General features: G+C 75.0%; 13 protein-coding genes. 3 read left to right on the forward strand and 10 right to left on the reverse strand.

What is annotated here, in order from left to right; all coding sequences use genetic code 11:
* Positions 1–38 precede the first annotated feature (38 nt).
* Entirely contained in the window at positions 39–665 is a 627-nt protein-coding gene (locus ACZ6J5_RS33445) for a YigZ family protein (protein ID WP_469397690.1), read from the reverse strand.
* A gap of 96 nt (positions 666–761) precedes the next feature.
* Here ACZ6J5_RS33445 and ACZ6J5_RS33450 point away from each other — a divergent pair, with 96 nt between their 5' ends.
* On the forward strand, positions 762–1,169 hold the full coding sequence (locus tag ACZ6J5_RS33450) for a CoA-binding protein (RefSeq protein WP_469397691.1): 408 nt from the start codon (positions 762–764) through the stop codon (positions 1,167–1,169).
* Between the two features lie 132 nt (positions 1,170–1,301).
* Here the strand turns inward: ACZ6J5_RS33450 and ACZ6J5_RS33455 are convergent, their stop codons facing one another.
* Together ACZ6J5_RS33455 and ACZ6J5_RS33460 are read right to left on the reverse strand one after the other, a co-directional pair.
* The gene (locus tag ACZ6J5_RS33455) at positions 1,302–1,865 is read right to left on the reverse strand and encodes a YbaK/EbsC family protein (RefSeq protein ID WP_469397692.1); all 564 of its coding nucleotides are present in this window, start codon (positions 1,863–1,865) and stop codon (positions 1,302–1,304) included.
* Positions 1,866–1,909: 44 nt separating this feature from the next.
* On the reverse strand, positions 1,910–2,482 hold the full coding sequence (locus ACZ6J5_RS33460) for a helix-turn-helix domain-containing protein (RefSeq protein WP_469397693.1): 573 nt from the start codon (positions 2,480–2,482) through the stop codon (positions 1,910–1,912).
* Between the two features lie 104 nt (positions 2,483–2,586).
* Here ACZ6J5_RS33460 and ACZ6J5_RS33465 point away from each other — a divergent pair, with 104 nt between their 5' ends.
* On the forward strand, positions 2,587–3,456 hold the full coding sequence (locus tag ACZ6J5_RS33465) for an EamA family transporter (RefSeq protein ID WP_469397717.1): 870 nt from the start codon (positions 2,587–2,589) through the stop codon (positions 3,454–3,456).
* 84 nt (positions 3,457–3,540) lie between these two features.
* Here the strand turns inward: ACZ6J5_RS33465 and ACZ6J5_RS33470 are convergent, their stop codons facing one another.
* The 3 genes from ACZ6J5_RS33470 to ACZ6J5_RS33480 form a co-directional block, all read right to left on the reverse strand.
* Positions 3,541–4,215 carry a pyridoxine/pyridoxamine 5'-phosphate oxidase gene (locus ACZ6J5_RS33470; RefSeq protein ID WP_469397694.1) on the reverse strand — a complete coding sequence of 225 codons (675 nt, stop codon included), beginning with the start codon at positions 4,213–4,215 and terminating at the stop codon, positions 3,541–3,543.
* A gap of 96 nt (positions 4,216–4,311) precedes the next feature.
* Positions 4,312–7,653 carry a hypothetical protein gene (locus ACZ6J5_RS33475; RefSeq protein WP_469397695.1) on the reverse strand — a complete coding sequence of 1,114 codons (3,342 nt, stop codon included), beginning with the start codon at positions 7,651–7,653 and terminating at the stop codon, positions 4,312–4,314.
* 185 nt (positions 7,654–7,838) lie between these two features.
* Positions 7,839–8,606 (reverse strand): acyltransferase, encoded by a 768-nt coding sequence (locus tag ACZ6J5_RS33480; RefSeq protein ID WP_469397696.1) that lies wholly within the window; start codon positions 8,604–8,606, stop codon positions 7,839–7,841.
* Between the two features lie 122 nt (positions 8,607–8,728).
* Here ACZ6J5_RS33480 and ACZ6J5_RS33485 point away from each other — a divergent pair, with 122 nt between their 5' ends.
* Positions 8,729–9,259 (forward strand): gamma carbonic anhydrase family protein, encoded by a 531-nt coding sequence (locus tag ACZ6J5_RS33485; protein ID WP_469397697.1) that lies wholly within the window; start codon positions 8,729–8,731, stop codon positions 9,257–9,259.
* A 99-nt stretch (positions 9,260–9,358) separates the two neighbouring features.
* Here the strand turns inward: ACZ6J5_RS33485 and ACZ6J5_RS33490 are convergent, their stop codons facing one another.
* The 4 genes from ACZ6J5_RS33490 to ACZ6J5_RS33505 all read right to left on the reverse strand — a co-directional run bounded on the left by ACZ6J5_RS33490 (position 9,359) and on the right by ACZ6J5_RS33505 (position 14,055).
* Entirely contained in the window at positions 9,359–10,090 is a 732-nt protein-coding gene (locus ACZ6J5_RS33490; RefSeq protein WP_469397698.1) for a hypothetical protein, read from the reverse strand.
* A 63-nt stretch (positions 10,091–10,153) separates the two neighbouring features.
* Positions 10,154–10,813 (reverse strand): DedA family protein, encoded by a 660-nt coding sequence (locus tag ACZ6J5_RS33495; protein ID WP_469397699.1) that lies wholly within the window; start codon positions 10,811–10,813, stop codon positions 10,154–10,156.
* Between the two features lie 48 nt (positions 10,814–10,861).
* Positions 10,862–13,396 carry a beta-glucosidase gene (locus ACZ6J5_RS33500; protein WP_469397700.1) on the reverse strand — a complete coding sequence of 845 codons (2,535 nt, stop codon included), beginning with the start codon at positions 13,394–13,396 and terminating at the stop codon, positions 10,862–10,864.
* 221 nt (positions 13,397–13,617) lie between these two features.
* The gene (locus tag ACZ6J5_RS33505) at positions 13,618–14,055 is read right to left on the reverse strand and encodes a DUF4442 domain-containing protein (protein ID WP_469397718.1); all 438 of its coding nucleotides are present in this window, start codon (positions 14,053–14,055) and stop codon (positions 13,618–13,620) included.
* Between the last annotated feature and the right edge of the window lie 52 nt (positions 14,056–14,107).

The raw sequence follows: 14,107 nt of genomic DNA on the forward strand, positions 1-14,107 counted from the left end.
CAGCGGCGGCGGTCCGGCCCCGCGCGGGGTGCCGTTGCTCAGGCATCGCCGTACGCCTCGCCCCCGAGCTCGAAGCCGGCGGCGCCCGCGGTGGCGTCGGCGAGCCAGGCGGTGAAGCGCGGCACGTCCGCGTCGGGGAGCCCGATCTCGATGGTGACCTCGGCCCCGTAGCGCACCTCGCGGACGGTCCGCCCGGTGGCCCGCAGGTCGTTCTGGAGCTTGCCCGCGCGCTGGTGGTCGATGGTGACGGTGGCCAGCCGGTAGCGGTGCCGGGTGACGGTGCCGAGCGCGTCGAGGGCTTCGCCGACGACGCCTCCGTAGGCGCGGATGAGGCCGCCCGCGCCGAGTTTCACGCCCCCGTAGTAGCGGGTGACGACGGCGGCGACGTAACGCATCTCACGGCGCAGCAGCATCTGGAGCATGGGGACGCCCGCGGTGCCGCCGGGCTCGCCGTCGTCGGACGCCTTCTGTACGGAGGCGTCGGCGCCGACGACGTACGCGAAGCAGTTGTGGGTGGCGGTGGGGTGTTCGCGGCGGATCCGGGCGACGAACTCCTGCGCCTCCTCCTCGGTCGCGACGGGCGCGAGCGCGCAGAGGAAGCGCGATCGGTTGATCTCGGACTCGTGGACGCCCTCGGCGGCGAGCGTGCGGTACTGCTCCTGCATCCCGCCAGCCTAAGCGCCCGGCCCGGGAACACCGTCCCGCCGGTCGTGGTTGCAGGCTGCGAAGAGACCCGAAGACGAGCGGCACGGAGGCGGAGCATGTACGGCGACCCGGAGACCATCCGCAGGATCCTCACGGAGAGCGGCGACACCTGGGCGGTCGTGGGCCTGTCCAACAACGAGAGCCGGGCCGCCTACGGGGTGGCCGCGGTGCTCCAGCGGTTCGGGAAGCGGGTCGTGCCGGTCCACCCGAAGGCGGAGACGGTGCACGGGGAGCGGGGGTACGCGTCGCTGGCCGAGGTCCCGTTCCCGGTGGACGTGGTCGACGTCTTCGTGAACAGCGAGCTGGCGGGCGCGGTCGCGGGCCAGGCGGTCGAGGCGGGCGCGAAGGCGGTGTGGTTCCAGCTCGGCGTCGTGGACGTGGAGGCGTACGCCCGGGCCCGGGAGGCCGGTCTGGACATGGTCATGGACCGCTGCCCGGCGATCGAGATCCCGCGGCTTGGCTGAGGCGGGGCGGGCCGGTGGCGACGGCGCGACCGGCGGCCGAGGGCGACGAGCCCGGCGGGCCGGCCGCCGGGGCGCTGAGCCCGGCGGCCGGGTGGGCGCCCGGCCCGCCCGCCCCGTCGGCCTCCGCGGGCGTCACTCCGGCGTGACGCCGAGGCCCTCCAGGACGACCGCGCCGGGCAGCTCCGCGAGGGCCTTGCCGGGGAGGATCAGCTTGCCCCGGCGGCGGCCGCTGCCGACGAGCACCCAGGGGAGGTCCACGACGGCGGCGTCGACCAGCACCGGCCAGCCGGCGGGCAGGCCGACGGGGGTGACCCCGCCGTACTCCATGCCGGTGTCGCCGGTCGCGACGTCCCGCGCGGCGAAGCGCACCTTGCGGGAGCCGAGCGCGCGGCGGACGGCGCCGTTCACGTCGACCCGGTCCGCCGAGCGCACCACGCAGGCGGCCAGGGTGGCGGTGTCGCCGCGCCTGCCCTCGACGATCACGCAGTTGGCGGAGGTGCCGAGCAGCTCGCGTCCGTGGTGCTCGACGAAGACGGCGGTGTCGGCGATGGCCGGGTCGGTGTCCACGTAGAGGATCCGCTCGGCGGCGACGGCGCCGCTCCAGTCGCGGACGGCGGCGGCGACCGGTGCGGTGAGCAGGTCCAGGCGGTCGGGGGCGGGCCGGGCGTCGTCGAAGTCTCCGATGGGTGCGCGCATGGCGGGCACGGTAACAAGTCGGCCCGGCCGGGCGTTCGTTCGTCTCAGCGTACGGGCGGGATGGAGACGGCCAGGGTCATCTCGACGGTCCGCTCGCCGTCGTTGCGGTACGCGTGCGGCACGTTGCCCTCGAAGACGGCGGAGGTGCCGGCCGGCAGGGCGTGCTCCACGCCCTCGACGACGAGGGTGAGGGTGCCGGCCGTGACGTGCAGGAGCTCGGTGGTGCCGTCCGGGTGCGGGTCGGAGGCGGTGCCGTCGCCCGGCATCAGGGTGTAGGACCACAGCTCCAGGGGGCCCCGGGCCTCGGTGCCGACCAGCAGGGTGGTGTGACTGCCGGTGGAGGTCGACCACATGCGGACGGCCTGGCCGGGCGGGACGAGGCGGACCTGGGGGCCCTGCTCGTAGTCGAGGAGGGTGGTGATGGAGACGCCGAGGGCGTCGGCCAGCTTCACGGTGGTGCCGACGCTGGGGTTGGTGCGGGCCTGCTCGATCTGGATGATCATTCCCCGGCTGACTCCCGCGCGGGCGGCGAGGGCGTCCAGGGTGAAGCCGCGTTCGTTGCGCCAGCGCTTGAGGTTGCGGGCGAGCGACTGCGTGAGCTGGTCGAGGTCCGACACATTCCGTCCAATATTTTGGATGACAGAGTTCAATATGCTGCACTACCGTGTGGTGCACCCGATTGTTCACTGCACTGTACTGCGAGGAACCCCGCATGACCGCCCTGACGGCCGTCTTCGCCCTGGCCACCAGCCTGCTCTGGGGCCTCGCCGACTTCGGCGGCGGACTGCTCACCCGGCGCTTCCCGGCGCTGACGGTCGTCGTGGTCTCGCAGAGCCTCGCCGTGCTGGTCCTCGGCGCCCTCGTGCTCGCCACCGGCGCCTGGCACGAGGCCGGCCCCCTGCTCTGGTACGCGGTCGCGGCCGGCGTGGTGGGCCCCGCGGCCATGTTCGCCTTCTACAAGGCGCTCGCCCTCGGCCCGATGGGCGTGGTCTCGCCGCTCGGCTCGCTCGGCGTCGTCGTCCCCGTCTCCGTGGGCCTGCTCCTGGGCGACCGCCCCGGGCTCGCGCAGTTCGCCGGGATCGCGGTGGCCGTGCTCGGCGTCGTCCTCGCGGGCGGACCCGAGCTGCGCGGCGCGCCCGTCCAGCGCCGGGCGGTGCTGCTGACGCTCGTCGCCGCCTTCGGCTTCGGCGCGGTGATGGCCCTGATCGCCGAGGCGTCCACGACCCTGACCGGTCTCTTCCTCGCGCTCTTCGTGCAGCGCGTGACCAACGTGGCCGTCGGCGGCGGCGCCCTGTGGCTCTCCGTCCGGCGCGGCGGCCGGGCGCTGCCCGAGGGCGGCGGCGGGCTCCGCGCGGTCCTCGCCGCGCTCCCGGCGCTGGCCTTCGTGGGCCTGGCCGACGTCGCCGCCAACGGCACGTACGCGCTGGCCGCGCGGAGCGGCCCGGTGACAGTGGCCGCCGTCCTCGCCAGCCTCTACCCCGTCGTCACGGCGCTCGCCGCGCGCGGGGTGCTGAAGGAGCGCCTCCGGGCGGTCCAGGCGGCGGGCGCGGGGCTGGCCCTGGTGGGCACGGTCCTGCTGGCCACGGGGTGACCGCGCGCCCGCGCGGGACGACGTCGGTGTCCCGCGCGGGACGCGGCCGTCGTCCCGCGCGGGACGCCGCCGCCCGTCCGGGTCCTACGGCCAGAGCAGCTCGCGCTCCCAGCCGCCCGTCCCGCCCGCCCGGTCCCGCCGGTAGCGCAGGCGTACGTGGCGGCGCTGGGCGTCGCCCTGGAAGAACTCGACCTCGGCCGGCTCCACCACGTACAGCGTCCAGCTGTCCGCGTGCGCCTCGGGCTCGCGCAGGGCGCGGTCCCAGGCGGCGGCGCTCGCCTCCGCCAGCTCGTCGAGCGACCCGAGCGGCTCGCTCTGCCGGCCCACCAGCGCGGAGGCGAGGGCCCCGGCGGTGCGGTGGTGCAGGTCCGCGTACGCCTCCTCGGGCGTCCCGGTCACCACCGTGCCCCGTACCCGTACCGCACGGCCCCGCACCGGCCAGTAGAAGCCGAGGGCCGCCTCAGGCCGGGCCGCGAGCTGACGGCCCTTGGCGCTGCCCGCGTGCGAGGCGAAGTGCCAGCCCCGGGCGTCCGCCCCGTGCAGCATGACCGTGCGCACGTCGGGCCGCCCGTCCGTGTCGGCGGTCGCGAGCGTCATGGTGTGCGGCTCGACCGCCTTGGCCTCCACCGCGTCCGTGAACCAGGTGCGGAAGAGGGCCACCGGATCCTCCGGCACGTCCGCCGGGTCGAAGGCGGGCAGCTCGGTGTCCCATACGCGCAGAGACCGCAGGGCCTCCTGAAAACGCCGTTCGTCGTCCATGGCGTCCATCATGAGGCCCTGCGGCGCCGGTCCGGGAACCGGCGGGTGACCAGTCGACCAGCCGATCAGGCGACCAGCCGACCAGGCGATCGGGGATCAGTCGGTGTAGTAACCCGTCACGTCGGCGATGAGGTCCACCGAGCCGTTGTGGTTGTAGAAGGTCACCTTGCCGTCCTTGACCGGCACGATCACCCCGTTCGGCACGGTCTGCCCGGCGACGACGTTGAGGTTCGACGCGGACGGGCGGGCGGTGCCGTACGGGTAGACGGAGACGAAGCTCGACGCGGTGACGTTGGTCGCCGTCACGTTGAGCACGACCGCCTTGTACTTCGTGCCCACGGTCAGGCTGACCGTCTGGCCCGCGCCGACCTTGGCCTTGGCCACCCCGGTGCCGTTGCGGGTGTCCATCAGGCGCTTGGGCTGCATGCCGGTGAAGAGCGCGCCGGAGCCCTCCTTGAAGTACCCGGCGACATCGGCGAGCACGTCGACCGAGCCGGCCCGGTTGTAGAAGGTGATCTTGCCGTCCTTGACCGGCACGACCGCCATGTTGGGCACGGTGCGCCCCGCCTCGAAGTTGACGTTCGAGACGTTCGGGCGGGCCGTGCCGTACGGGTAGGCGGAGAGGAAGCTCGCCTCGGTCGCGTTGGTCGCCGTGATGTTGAGCGCGACGGCGGTGACGCCCGGCTCGGTCACCGCGAGGGTCACCGTGCCGCCCGCCTGGAGCTTCGCCTTCGGCACGCCGGTGCCGTCGCGGGTGTCCATCAGGCGCTTCGGGGCCACCGGCTCGTACGTGGAGCCCGTGGTGCCGCCGCCCTGGGTGTAGTAGCCGGCGACGTCGGCGATCAGGTCGGTGTTCCCGAGGTGGTTGTAGAAACCGATCTCGCCCTCGTTGACCGGCACCGTGACGAGGTTGGAAACCGTCTGGCCCGCCGTGAAGTTGAGCGTGGACGCGCTGGTGCGCTCCGTCCCGCCCGGGAACACGGACACGAAGCCGCCCGCGGTCGGCTTGGTCGCCGTCACGTTCAGGACGACGGCGGTGACCCCGGTCTTCGGGACGCCGGCCATGCCGGCGACCCCCAGGGAGTACGTCATGCCCTGGGTCAGCGTCTGGCCGCCCTGCCCGGTACGGGTGTCCATGACCCGGGTCGGGGTCAGCGGGACGAACGTGGCGGGCGGGGTGGTGAGGGAGCTGCCCCGAACCTTCAGGTCCTCTCCCCGGAACGTCGAGGTCTCGCCCGTGTCGTGGGCCCGGACGGTCAGCTCCCACGTGTACGTGCCGGAGACCACGCCGCGCCCCTGGGCGTCCTTGCCGTCCCAGGCGGGCCGCAGGGCGGCACCGGCGCTCCCGGTGCCGTCGACCGTGCGCACGGCCTTGCCGTCGAGGGTCTGGACGCGCAGCTGCCAGGCGCCCGAGACGGGCTTGGAGAAGCGGAAGACCGGCGACCAGGAGGCGGCCGGCTCGACGCCGGGGCCGGGGAAGGTGACCTCGCCCACGGTGTGCGCCAGCCCGGTCAGCGGCTGCCCCGCCACCCCGGCGCTCGTGACGCGCACGTTCTTCTCGGCGTCGACGAAGGCCACGCCGCCGCCGAACTTGTCGACCGTCCAGGTGGAGCCCCGGCCCGAGCCCATGCCGGCCGGGAGGTCGGCCAGGTCGCGGGTCTGTCCGGAGGCCGCCTCGGTGAGCTTCAGCCGGTCGCCCTCGTGACGGACCACGAAGCCGTCGCCGAGCAGGGCCTCGCCGGCCGGGACCTCGACGCTCTCGCGCCGCTCCTGGTCGTAGACGCCCGCCTTGTCGGCGCCGCAGGCCCAGTAGAGCCAGCGGTCGACGGCCTGGAGCTCGGTGGGCGTGCAGTGCGAGCCCAGGTCGACGGCGGCGGAGGTGGTGCCCGCCGTCAGGTCGTACGCGACGACCTGGCCCGCGCTACCGCCTGCCTTCCAGACCTTGGTTCCCCACAGAGCCGCCGCGCCGTCGACCGTGTGCCGGACGTCGGTCGCCGTGCTGCCGTCGTTCTCCAGGTCGGCGACGTACGAGACGCCGTCCCGCCGGGCCAGCACGTAGCGGCCCGCGCCGTCGACCGGCGTGGCGTTCGCGACCGGGAGGTCGGCGGTGCGGCGGGTGGTGGCGCCCGTGGGGACCGTGATCCGCCGGTTGTCCACGTACGCGGAGTCGCCGTCGCCGAGCGCCACCAGTCCGGGCGAGCTCGGCGCGGTGACCCGGGCGCGCAGCCGCGCGTCGCCCGCGGTCGGCGGGGTCGCGGCCAGGTCGGTGTCGACGTCGTACAGGCCGAGCGTGTCGATGCCGGACACACTGTCGCCGAGGAGGTTCAGCCGGCCGCCGCCCAGGGCGAGGCCGCCGTAGCGGGCTTTCGCGGCCGGGACCGCGGCGACCTTCGCGAGCTTCGGCGCGCCGTCCTCGCCAACGGTGACGCGGTGCACGCCCCACGCGTCGGCGCCGGTCCCGCCGACGGCGAGGACGCTGCCGTCGGGGGCCGTGGCGAGCTGCGCCGCGGCGTGCGGGAGCAGGTCGCGGACCTCGCCGGTGCCGACGCGGACGGCCTTCAGCGGGTGCCCGGTGGTGGTGGCCTCCACCTTCTGGGAGGGCTGCTCGGCGATGAGGAACCAGTCCCCGACGAGCGCCACCTTGGCGTCCCAGGTGTCCTGGAGCGAGGGCGCGTTCGTCTCGGTGGTCTGCTTCGGCTCCGTGCGCGGAGCGGTCAGGATCTTGTAGCCGAAGGTGTCGTAGTACGCGATGCGGTCGGCGCCCAGGGTGACGAGCACGCCCTCGCCGCCCTTGGCGGTCGGCTTGAGCGAGCCGGTCGCGTAGTCGAGGAGGTAGTCGACGCCGGACTGGCCGGGCTCGCGGTTGAAACGGAGCAGGGCGCCACGGGAATCCTGCTGGAGGACGTCGACCTCGGCGAACGCCTCGGGCAGCGCGGGGAGCGCGTGCTCGGTGGGCGTGCCGTCGACGACCCGGATCAGCTGGAGGGCGTCGAGGTAGGCGCCGCCGGGGCGGGTGGTGGCGGTGACCACGGTGTCGGCGGCGAAGGCGCCGGTGAACTTCCGGTCCTGCGGGACGATCACGTCCATGCGCGGCTGACCGGTGGCCAGGTCCTTGACCTTGACGCGGTCGGCGGTCACGGCCGGGTCGGCCTCGATCTCGGCGTACAGCCCGGAGTGGCCCTTGGTGGCCTGCTCCTGGGTGATCTGCGCGTCGGTGCCGCTCGCGGTGTCGGTCCACACCCAGCCGTTGCCGCCCTCCTGCCGGTGCGCGTAGCCGGTGGCGCCGACCTGGCCGAGCTGCTCGCTCCGGGGCACGAAGCGGCCGGGGTTCGGGATCACGACCTCGCCCGCGGCCTGGGTGCCGGCCGCGTAGGCGGGCGTGGCGAGGGCGGTACAGAGACCGGCGGAGACGGCGGCGGCGGTGGCCAGAGCCAGCACGCCATGAGTACGTATATGCAAGGAACTACCCCTCCATGAACCAACCGAGCGGCATGGGCGCCATCGTTCCGCGCGGACACCGCGTGGCCCCCTCCGGCCGCCCCCGCCCGGAATCGGATCGTAACAGCGGCGTCGGGGGACGACGCAACTGAATTCGAACCCGTTCAGACCTTCATGACGGAGCTTCAGCTCTCCAGCTCGGCCAGATCGTTCAGCTGGTCGGGATCGAGCGCCGCGAGCGCCGCGAGCTGCTCGGCGGTCATGCCGGCGGGTATCGCGCGCGGCGCGGGCGTGCGCAGCGGCGGCTGCCAGCCCTTGTCCGGGTCGTACGAGCGGACCACCTTCGCGGGCGCGCCCGCGACCACCGCGTGGTCGGGCACCTCGCCCCGTACGACCGCCCCGGCGGCCACCACGACGTTGCGGCCGATCCGGGCGCCGGGCAGGATCACGGCGCCGGTGCCCAGCCAGCAGCCGGGTCCGATGACGACGGGCTCGGAGCGCGGCCACTGGCGCCCGACGGGCACGTCCGGGTCGTCGTAGCTGTGGTTGGTCGAGGTGATGTAGACGTACGGCCCGCAGTAGGTGTCGGAGCCGATGGTGATGGGCGCGTCGGCGATCACATGGCTGCCCCGGCCCAGCACGACCCCGTCGCCGAGGGTCAGCACGGTGTCCTCGCCGAGGTCCAGGTCCGGCAGCATCCCGGCGGTCAGCGTGACCTGCTCGGCGATGATGCAGCAGCCGCCGATCTCGATCCAGCGCTCGCCGAAGACGGTGCCCTGCGGGAAGGCGAGCCGGGTGCCCTCGCCGAGCCGGCGGAAGCGCAGCCGTCCCGGGTGCTCGGCGGTGACGGCGCCCGCCTGCTGGACCCGGCGCCAGGCGCCCTGGAGGGCGCGGGCGACGGTCCTGCGGCGCCAGGCGCCGAGCGAGGAGAACGTGTTTCTGTTCCGGGGCATCCGGTCACCGTAGTCGGCGGTGTCGTCGCTGATCAGTGCGGTGCGCTGTGATGTCCGTCATGGGTCGCGGCTACGCTTCCGGGCAAGGCGCGACCGACGGAGCGAGCGAGCAGGAGCGAGTCATGACAGAGGCGTTGATCAGGGCCGTGGGCGGCAAGGAGCCTCGGGTGGACCCCACGGCGTTCACCGCCCCGACCTCGGTGGTCCTCGGCGAGGTCAGCCTCGGGCCCCGGGCCAGCGTCTGGTACCACGCGGTGCTGCGCGCGGACTGCGGGCCGATCGAGATCGGCGAGGACGCGAACGTGCAGGACAACTGCACGGTCCACGTCGACCCGGGCTTTCCGGTGTCGGTCGGCGCGCGGGTGACGATCGGTCACAACGCGACCGTGCACGGCTGTGTGATCGAGGACGACGTGCTGGTCGGCATGGGCGCCACCATCCTCAACGGCGCCCGGATCGGCGCCGGTTCGCTGGTCGCCGCGCAGGCGCTGGTGCCGCAGGGCATGGAGGTGCCGCCCGGCTCGCTGGTGGCGGGGGTCCCGGCGAAGGTCCGGCGCCCGCTGACCGAGGAGGAGCGGGCGGGCATCCGGCTCAACGCGGAGATGTACCTGCACCTGGCGAAGGCCCACGCGGAGGCGTTCGGCGAGGACTGAGCGGGAACGCGGCGCGGGCCCGGGGTCCCGTCCTGGTCCGGGCCCGCCTGATCCGTGCCCGCCCCGGCCCGTGCCCGCCTGGTCCGTGCCCGCCCCGGCTCAGACCCGCCCCGGCCGCTTCTTCCGTCCCGTGCGGCCCGCGACGAGGGCCTGGCGGATCTCGGCGGCGGTGCGGCGCGCGTACTCGCTGGTGGCGGTGGTCTCCGCCGTTCCCGGGACGAAGCGGTGCTCCGGCTGCCGGCAGTAGCCGCAGGGGCCGCCGTCGTGGATCAGCCGCCCGTCCTCGCACGCCGGGTTCGGGCAGGGCCCCCGGCCGACGAGGAACTCGGCGATCTCCTGCGGCGCCCAGCGGCGCCGGTTGTCCTCGTCGCGCTCGTGGATGGCGTGGGACCAGCGGGTGTGCCAGCGGCGCTCGACGCGGTCGAGGAGCTGGGCCGGGGTCCGGTGGCCGAGCTCGTCGGCGAGGATCTCGGGCAGGCTGCGCGGCAGGCGGTGGCCGAGCGCCTGGAGCAGCGGCTGCGGGAAGCCCTGCATGATGAAGCCGATCGGGTCGGTGCCCGGGCCCCGCTTCCAGGTGCGGCAGCGGCAGGCGCCCTCCGCCGGGACGGGGCCGCCGCAGCGCCCGCACCGGCCCCGGCAGTCGGCGCACAGCCCGTTGTCGAGGCCGTCGAGGTGCGGCGCGGGCGCCCGCCCGCAGTCCACGCAGCAGGCGGCGCACATGCCGCACAGCCGCTCGTCACCGATCCGGGTCGACCAGGGGCGCTGCTGGCAGCGGCAGCACAGGTGGGACCGGCAGTGGTCGCCGTGGGCGCCGTCGTACCTGTCGAGCACGGCTCGGCTCCTTTCCTCTTTCTTCCGGGGGACCCGGGGGGACTCCCCCGGGTCCCCCGGGCGTCACTCCGCGACGGCCGCGACGGCCGCGGCGGCCTCGGCGCGGGCCGTGGCGTCGGCGGCGGCCTTCTTGGCCCGGTTCTTCAGGATGAGCATCGAGGCGAGGCCGATGAGGACCGCGAGGACCAGGCCGAGCCAGGAGAAGCGCTTGAGCCAGGCCTCGGCGACGATGCCGACGGAGTAGATGACGGCGGTGGTGCCGCCGGCCCAGAGGATGCCGCCGAAGACGTTGGCGATGAGGAACTTCCAGTACGGCATCCGCAGCACGCCCGCGAGCGGTCCGGCGAAGATCCGCAGCAGGGCGACGAAGCGGCCGAAGAAGACCGCCCACATGCCCCACTTCTCGAAGGAGCGCTCGGCGAGCCCGATGTTGGCCTCGCTGAAGTGCTTGGGGAATCTGCGGCCGAGCTTCGCGAGCAGCGGCCGGCCGCCCTTGCGGCCGATCGCGTAGCCGATCGAGTCGCCGATGACGGCACCGGCGCTGGCGCAGGCGCCGAGGACGTACGGGTCGATCTCGCCGTGCTGCGAGGCGAGCAGCGCCGAGCTGACGAGGACGATCTCGCCGGGCAGCGGGATGCCCAGGCTCTCCAGCCCGATCACCACCCCGACCAGCGCGTAGACGGCGACCGCGGGGATCGTCTCCAGCCACTCCTGGACGTGCACGCGGGTTCCTCTCCCCTGTCGGCGTCCGAACCCCGGCAGCCTACCCGGTCACGGGGTGCCGACCGGGGCCTCGGTCCGCAGCCGCAGGTCCCGGGAGGAGGCGCCGGCCCACAGCGCTCGCCGGCCGGTGCCGAGCACCCAGCCGTGCCGGGCGGGGTCCCAGGAGGAGAGGGTGCGGGCGGCGATCCGGAGGGTGACGCGGCGCCGCTCGCCGGGGGCGAGGGCGAGCCTGCGGTAGCCGGCGAGCAGGCGGCGCGGCTGGTCGACACCGAGGGCGGCGAGGTCCGGTGAGGGGCCCGCGTAGACCTGGGCCACCTCGGTGCCCGCGCGGGTGCCGGTGTTGGTGACGGTGAAGGAGACGTCGAGCGCGTCGCGCGCGTCGCCCGTGGGGGTGACCCGGAGGCCGTCGTAGTCGAAGCGGGTGTACGAGAGGCCGTGGCCGAAGGGGAAGAGCGGGGTCACGTCGTGGGCGTCGTACCAGCGGTGGCCGACGTGGACGCCCTCCGCGTACGTCTCGGTGCCGTCCTTGCCGGGGTAGCGCGCGGGGTCCCCGGCGGTGGGGTGGCGGTCCTCGGCGGCGGGGAAGGTCTGGGTGAGCCGGCCGCCGGGGTCGGCGTCGCCGAAGAGCACGGCGGCGGTGGCGGCGGCGCCCTCCTGGCCCGGGTAGTACATCTGGAGCACGGCCGCCGTGTCCGCGAGCCACGGCATGGTGACGGCGGAGGAGGTGTTGAGGACGACGGTGGTGCGGGGGTTGGCGGCGGTGACGGCGGCGATCAGGGCGTCCTGGCGGCCGGGCAGGGCGAGGGTGGCCCGGTCGCGGCCCTCGGTGGCGTCCTCGTAGGCGAAGAGGACCACGCTGTGCGCGGCGCGGGCGGCGGCGACCGCGTCGGCGAGGTCGGCGGCGCGGCTGGTGTCGTGCGCGGCGCGGAGCCGGAAGAGCTGTCCGCCGGCGCCGCCGCGGGCGGTGACGGTGAGCCGGTGGGGTCCGGGGGCGAGGCGGCGGTCGGCGCGGCGCAGGCGCAGGCCGTCGGCGGCGCGGGAGACGAAGCCGCCGGTGAAGTACTCGGCGACGCCGGTGCCGGCCGGGAAGAGCTCGGTGCCGTCGAGGGTGACGCGGGGGCGTTCGCCGTCGTGGTGGACGAAGAAGCTCCAGTCCCGGTCCTCGGCGCCGGTGGTGAGGGTGCCCTCGTAGTGCCAGGTCTCCCCGGCGGCGACGGCGACGGCGTCCAGGTTCCGGGCGGGGGCGGTGGCGGGCAGCGGGCGCCCGTAGGGGTCCTCGCCGAGGGCGTACGTGACGGTGGCGGCGGGCCCGGCCCGGTCGCGCAGCGCGTCGAGCGGGGCGGCCGCGGTGTCGGGGACGACGTGGGCGCTGCCGCCGCCGCTGACGAAGGGGACGGCGGCGGTGGGGCCGATCACGGCGAGGGAGCGGGCGGCGGCGCCGGTCAGCGGCAGGGCGCCGGCCTCGTTGCGCAGCAGGGTGGCCCCGGCGGTCGCGACGCGCAGGGCGAGGCGGGCACCGGCGGCTGTGTCGCGCTCGGGGCGGACGGAGCCCTCGTCGAGGAGGCCGAAGCGTTCGCGTACGGAGAGGATCCGGGCGACGGCGCCGTCGACGACGGAGCGTTCGACCCGCCCGTCGTCGACGGCACGCCGCAGGGCGGCCCCGTAGTGGGTGCCGCCTGGCATCTCCATGTCGCAGCCGGCGGTGAGGGCGGCGGTGGAGTGGACCGCCTCCCAGTCGCTCACGACCCAGCCCTCGAAGCCCCAGCGGGTGCGCAGGACGTCGGTGAGCAGGGCGCGGTGCTCGGTGGCGTGGACGCCGTCGACCTTGTTGTACGCGGCCATGACGGCGCCGGCACCGGCGGCGACGGCGGCCTCGAAGCCGCGCAGCTCGGTCTCGTGCAGGGTCTGCTCGCCGGCCCGGACGTCGACGGTCTCCCGGTCGCGTTCCTGGTTGTTGAGGGCGAAGTGCTTGACGGTGGCGATCAGGCCCTCGTCCTGGATGCCGCGGATCTCCTCGGCGACGAGGTCGGCGCTGAGCAGCGGGTCCTCGGCGAAGGTCTCGAAGTTGCGGCCCGCGTAGGGGGTGCGGATCAGGTTGACCATGGGCGACAGGAGCACGTCCTGGCCCAGCGCGCGGCCCTCGTGGCCGATGACCCGGCCGTAGGCACGGGCGAGCCCCGGGTCGAAGGCGGCGGCGAGCATGACGGGGGCGGGCAGGGCGGTGGCGGGGCGGGCGACGCGGACGCCGGCGGGTCCGTCGGCGAGCCGGAGCGGGGGGATGCCGAGGCGGGGGACGCCGGGCACGTAGCCGGCCTGGCCGAGGCCGGCGGGGTCGGCGGCGCCGTGCAGCAGGGCGGTCTTCTCGTCGAGGGTGAGCCGGGCGAGGAGCTCGCGCACCCGGGCGCTGGGCCGGGCGGGGGCGGCGGGGCCGGGCGGGGCCGGGGCGGCGAGGGCGCGGGCCGTGCCGGGGGCGAGGGCGGTCAGGGCGGCGGCTCCGGCGAGGGCGGCCAGCAGGCTGCGCCGGGAGAGGGCGCGGGGCGCCGGGGCGGTTCCGCGCGCACCGTCGCGGTGGGTTCGGGGCACGGCGGCGCTCCTTCGGGCCGGCACGATTCCTGCGATCATGCGCTGATCGCAGGATGCGTGACGGTGCCCCGGATTCCGCGCCGCCGTGCCGGGGATCCGCCGGACGGGCGGCGGATCCCGGGGAGCCTCAGGCGTCCAGGCGGGGGCTCCCGGGAGGCCTCGGAGATCGAGGCGGGGGCTCCGGGGACCTCAGGACACCGGCCGGAGGCCCCCGGCGGGCCTCAGGCGTTCGGGCGGAGGGTCCAGACGACGGTCATCTCGCCGGTGACGGCGCCGTCCTCGCGCGTGATGTCGATCCGCACGGGGAACTCGGGGCGCTGTCCGGCGTCGAGCTCGGCGACGACCTCGGCGGCCGGGCGGCCGAGGGTGGCGGTGGCGGTGACGACGCCCATGGCGAGCTTCTTGTAGCCGATCTCGGCCTTGACGGCGAGCGGCACGGCGCGGCCGAGCTGGTCGCCGAAGGCGGCGAGGACGATCGCGCCGCTGGCGGACTCGGCCAGGGTGAACATGGCGCCGGCGTGCGGGCCGCCGACGTGGTTGTGGTAGTCGGCCTGGTCCGGCAGGCGCACGACGGCGCGCTCGGCGGTGGTCTCCAGGAACTCCAGGTTGAGGGTCCGGGCCATGGGCACCGTGGCGGCGAGCATCTCGCCGACGGTCATCTGGTCTGCGCTCATGACCCGTGATGTTACCCACGAGTAGCAGTCTTCGCCA

This window comes from Streptomyces sp. NPDC042100, from assembly GCF_055582325.1.